The sequence below is a fragment of the Planktotalea sp. genome (genome assembly GCF_018607995.1).
GTDB lineage: Bacteria > Pseudomonadota > Alphaproteobacteria > Rhodobacterales > Rhodobacteraceae > Planktotalea.
Genome location: NZ_JABBAL010000010.1, coordinates 1 through 4,776 on the forward strand (window position 1 = coordinate 1; position 4,776 = coordinate 4,776).

The window sequence follows — 4,776 nt, forward strand, 5'->3', positions numbered from 1 at the left end:
CTGCCGTTTTTGGCTTTCGTACTATCAACAGTGATTGGGCAAATATAGAGGGTGTGAAGGCAACGGCTGAGGGTTATCTAGCTCCGACAGTCTTTTTAATACTTTATACTATTCTTCTACTTAACATGGGTGATATTCTTTACGGATAACATGACACTTAAAAATATGACCCCAACAAAGATGTTTAGTATGATCAGTGTCATAACTGTGGCATTTGGCATGCTAAGATGCGAAAACGTCTGATAATTAGTGTTTCATGGTGTACGTTTGTTTCATGGCTTTAACCTAGCCACGCTTGTATCCAACACTCAATTTGTGGTCCGTGTCGGCTTTGTTGCACAAATCAGGCGAAGGACGCTCTTGGCCTTACCACATACGGGTTTAGTTTACAGGCTTCGTAATAGGTATGCCAAGAGCCGTGTAGCGGTTGAGGACAGCGATGCGGACGTGGATCTCTGCAACCTGCCGATCAAAACCCCTCACCATCAACGATTGGCCAAGTAGTTTTTTGCAGTGCATCTTCGTTTCGACGCGGCTTCGGCGGTGTTATCCACTCCAACGTTGCCACAAGGTGCGGCCCAGATATTGCTGCAGACTGACCGCTTAGTTTTGGGCAATCGCTCCGGCGCTCGTCAGCTTACAGGGCTTGGCATTCTTGCGCGGAGTGGTCACGGCATTGGCACCTCTGGCGGCAATCGACTCGAGGCATTTACGCGTGTCATATGCCCCATCAGCTGTGACGTTGCCGATGTCCTGATCGTGCGGGATTTGGTTCCGAAGTTCTGGCAGCATGGGAGCATCTCCGAGTTTTTGCCGGTGACCTCGAACGTCCGAACCTCCAATGTTTCGTCGTCAATTCAAATATGTATTTTCCGTCAGATTCGGCGTTTGGGGCCGCCCTCTGCCCGGTAGCACATGCTTGCATGTGTGAGAAGGATGCTTGCGGGCGCTCCACTCGCCTCCACCTTTGGCCTTGATGCCTTTGCTGTCGATAAGGAGGTGCAATGGACCTTTGGAGCCTCGATATGACAGGCCTACATTCAGTGTTCTCTGGCGGCGACATAAGTTGCTGAAGTCCGGCGCGGTCCAGTCCAGCCCGACCAATCGTAACAGGCTATGGACGAACCCAGTTGTCTGCCGACGCTGCATGCCAAACAGGACCTTCAATGTCAGACACGTCTGAATGGCGGTATCACTGAATTGCTTTTGCCGACCTCGCCTGCCGTTTGGCGGCGGCGTCCAAACCATCTCCGGATCAAACCAAATCGACAACTATCTGCGCTACTTCAAGCTTTCATTGTAAGACGACCAATTTTTGGTCTTGTATTTCGTAGGGCCCCAACTGCTCATGTCTTCAGCTATCACGCTGGTTTCATGCAGTGAATCCCTCAGGCGATTTGTGCAACAAAGCCCGCTGCTTTCCTAAAGCCGTCATCCGTTTCGTGGCTTGCTGTTCGACAAATTGACCCCGTTCACGTTGCTCAGTTTCTTTAAAAACACCTTTTTTGAGTGTGACAGATCGCAATAAATTACCGATCTTTGCTGCACCTGCAGTGTCGTCAACTTTACGAACGTTTCCGGTTCTTTAGTCATGCCGCATCGCAGCATATTAGTTGGTTGTATACTGCTGTATCCCGTTAAGTCATTATAATTAATTGATTTTTTATACTTATGAGTTGTATATTATCTGTACCGGAGGCTTGGAGGACGCGCAGACGATGTTAAAGACTGACCTCACACAATGGATCGGGCGGGCACACCACGATTACGCTGTATTCGGCGAAACCGCGGCTGTGCGTCTTGCGGCGACGATCGGATTTGACGCAGGTCAGGCAGGTGACGTCATGCCATTATTGTCCCATTGGTGTGCTTTCACTCCGAATGTCGACACCACGGAGCTATCCACTGATGGTCACCCCAAACTCGGGGGTTTTTTGCCGCCCGTTCATTTGGAACGACGGATGTGGGCGGGGGGGACGCTTACATTCCACGCGCCACTTCATATTGGTGCGCGCCTCACGCGGCGCTCTGAAATCAAGTCGATCACAGAAAAAGAAGGCGTAATTGGCCCGATGCTGTTTGTAAGTGTTGCCCATGCCATCTTTGAAGATGATTTGCTATGCGTCGAAGAAACCCAAGATATTGTTTATCTCAACATTCCGCAAATTTTTGTGCCGCCAAAGTCAAAGCCGGTCCCGTCGAAACCAGATATGATAGAAGCTGTCGCCGTTGCGGAACCTCTTTTGTTCCGGTTTTCGGCAATCACATTCAACGCGCACCGAATCCACTACGATTTGCCCTATGCCCAATCCGTTGAAAAGTATCCCGGCCTGGTCGTGCATGGGCCATTGCAGGCGATGCTGCTGCTGCGGGCTGCGATGGGGCACAGCGGTCGTGACGTGCGTAAATTTCAGTTCCGGGGCATTCATCCGATGTTCCATTTTGACGACATGCACCTGTTTGGCGAGACTAGAGAAGATGGCATGAAACTTTGCACAGGATTGGTCGATGGTCACCAAGGGATGCAAGCAAACACAATCTGGGAGGAATAGTGCGATGGCTGGAGTTTTGAATGGAATGCGGGTTGTTGAAGGGTCCGCCTTTGTCGCTGTCCCACTTGCGGGCATGACGATGGCGCAAATGGGCGCAGACGTCATCCGGTTTGACCGGCTCGGTGGGGGGCTTGATGCGACACGCTGGCCTGTCGCGGCCAATGGGCTAAGCCATTTTTGGGCGGGCATGAACAAAGGCAAGCGGTCAATCGCTGTCGACATGCAATCAGATCGTGGGCGAGAATTGGTAACGCAAATCATCACCGCCCCCGGCGAGGACGCGGGGATGTTTCTGACCAACCTCAAGGTTCGCGGATGGATGGATCATGAAACGTTGTCCAAACATCGCAAAGACCTGATCATGGTGGCGCTGAAAGGCGACCGTCATGGACGGCCCGCAGTCGACTACACTGTCAATCCTGCGCTTGGCTTTCCGGCCATTACGGGGTCCGTCGGATCGGAGGAACCGGTCGCGCATGCGCTACCAGCATGGGATTGCATCGCCGGTCAGATGATGGTCTCTGCGCTTTTGGCCGCTGAGCGGCATCGGTTGCGGACGGGTGCCGGCCAAGATGTTGAGTTTTCACTCAAAGACGTGGCTGCAGCCATGCTCGGTAATTTGGGCATTATCGGTGATACCGCGACAGGTGGCGCAAAACGGCAAAAGTCCGGCAACGCGCTCTACGGTGCATACGGCCAAGATTTCATTTCTGCTGACGGCGAACGTGTGATGCTTATCGGCCTGACACGGCGTCAGTGGCAGGGCATCGTGAAGGTCACCAGTACGGGTGCGCAAATGGACCAACTTGCCGCGCGCCTTGGTGCAAATTTTGAAGACGAAGGACAGCGGTATATCCATCGCGATGCAATTACAGAAGTTCTAAAACCGTGGTTCGCCCAACGGGTCAGAGCAGAGATTGGTACCTTGTTTGATGACAACAGTCTGACATGGTCTGTGTTTCGCGATTTTGAAACGGCGCTTGCACATGATCCTGACCTATCGATCGATAATCCTATTTTTGCAGATATTGAAACGCCTGGCCTTGGCAAGTTTCTTGTGCCCGGCTCACCTTTTAATTTCTCGCAATTTGAAAGGGAAGAACCTTTACCCGCTCCCACCCTTGGGATGCATACGGAAGAGATACTGGGCGATGTCGTGGGCCTACCAGATGTTGAGATCGCGCAATTGTTTGATACAGGCACTGTCCAAAGCCCGCATTACGCTATAGTTCGGCCTGCCGCGTAAGTGGCGGTGAAAATCTCATCCACGGTCGCGCCCCTCTTTGTACCAGCAACGCGCCCCGAGCGTATAGCCAAGGCTGCAATTAGCGGCGCTGACGCCATTATAGTTGACCTCGAAGATGCCGTACCAGCCGCAGATAAAGCCAAGGCGCGTGATGGTTTGGCCAGTTATCTGGTCGATCTGCCGGTCCCGTGCTTCATCCGGGTCAATGCCACCACATCGCAGTGGTTTGACGCAGATATGGCGCTCGTCCGCAGTGTTGGTGGCATTGGTGTGATGTTACCTAAATCTGAGACCGCAGCGGACATTGACCAAGTCGGATCGGATATTCCTGTCATCGCTTTGGTTGAAACTGCCTGCGGAATTGTTGGCCTACAGGAAATCTGTCAGGCGGAGGCAACGTGCCAGTTGGCCTTCGGGTCGATCGACTACTCATTAGATATCGGGTGCGATGAGACCACGGAAGCATTACTTTTGGCGCGCTTGTCTCTGGTGACATATTCGCGCGCCTTTTGCCTACCCTCGCCCATTGATGGCGTTACCGTTTTGGTAAATGAACCAGAGCGTGTGATGGCCGACGCAAATTACGCACGTCAGCTGGGGTTTGGTGGCAAACTCGCTATTCATCCCAACCAGATAGAAACCATTAAGGTTGCCTTTGCTCCGTCCGATGAGCAGCTTAAATGGGCCCGACAGATCTTGCACGCTAACGAGGCAGCAAACGGTGCTGCAATCCTGATGGATGGGCAGATGGTTGACACCCCTTTAATAGAAAAGGCCAGACAATTGCTTCTGAAATCGCAAACGGGTTTTTTGCCGAAACGTGTTTGATGACGGTCTTACCAATGAGAAAGTCAGCTTTAGACTACATGAACACTGAGGGCCTGCACATTCAGCCAATGATTGGTAACCGTCCACCGCCACTGTGTAGATATGTACGGACTCCCGGGACACTTCCTGTAAATTCCCTAATTTGGGATG

3 protein-coding genes and 1 pseudogene are annotated in these 4,776 nt (G+C 52.1%); 3 read left to right on the forward strand and 1 reads right to left on the reverse strand.

Going from position 1 to position 4,776, the window contains the following annotated elements:
• Positions 1–381: 381 nt before the first annotated feature.
• Positions 382–1,350, reverse strand: a pseudogene (locus QZ280_RS03545) (IS5 family transposase).
• A 368-nt stretch (positions 1,351–1,718) separates the two neighbouring features.
• Between QZ280_RS03545 and QZ280_RS03550 the strand changes: the two are divergent.
• From QZ280_RS03550 to QZ280_RS03560, 3 genes are read left to right on the forward strand one after another with little or no spacing between them, the layout of a single operon-like run.
• Positions 1,719–2,552: a MaoC family dehydratase N-terminal domain-containing protein gene (locus QZ280_RS03550; RefSeq protein ID WP_293441162.1), complete on the forward strand. Its 834-nt coding sequence runs from the start codon at positions 1,719–1,721 to the stop codon at positions 2,550–2,552.
• 4 nt (positions 2,553–2,556) lie between these two features.
• Positions 2,557–3,798 carry a CoA transferase gene (locus tag QZ280_RS03555; protein ID WP_293441163.1) on the forward strand — a complete coding sequence of 414 codons (1,242 nt, stop codon included), beginning with the start codon at positions 2,557–2,559 and terminating at the stop codon, positions 3,796–3,798.
• Positions 3,799–3,804: 6 nt separating this feature from the next.
• The gene (locus QZ280_RS03560) at positions 3,805–4,626 is read left to right on the forward strand and encodes a CoA ester lyase (RefSeq protein ID WP_293441165.1); all 822 of its coding nucleotides are present in this window, start codon (positions 3,805–3,807) and stop codon (positions 4,624–4,626) included.
• Positions 4,627–4,776: the final 150 nt, after the last annotated feature.

What these genes read in the sequence shown, in the direction of transcription:
- QZ280_RS03550 (WP_293441162.1), top strand. Translation starts at nt 1,719, where the DNA reads ATGTTAAAGACTGACCTCACACAATGGATCGGGCGGGCACACCACGAT.
- QZ280_RS03555 (WP_293441163.1), top strand. Translation starts at nt 2,557, where the DNA reads ATGGCTGGAGTTTTGAATGGAATGCGGGTTGTTGAAGGGTCCGCCTTT.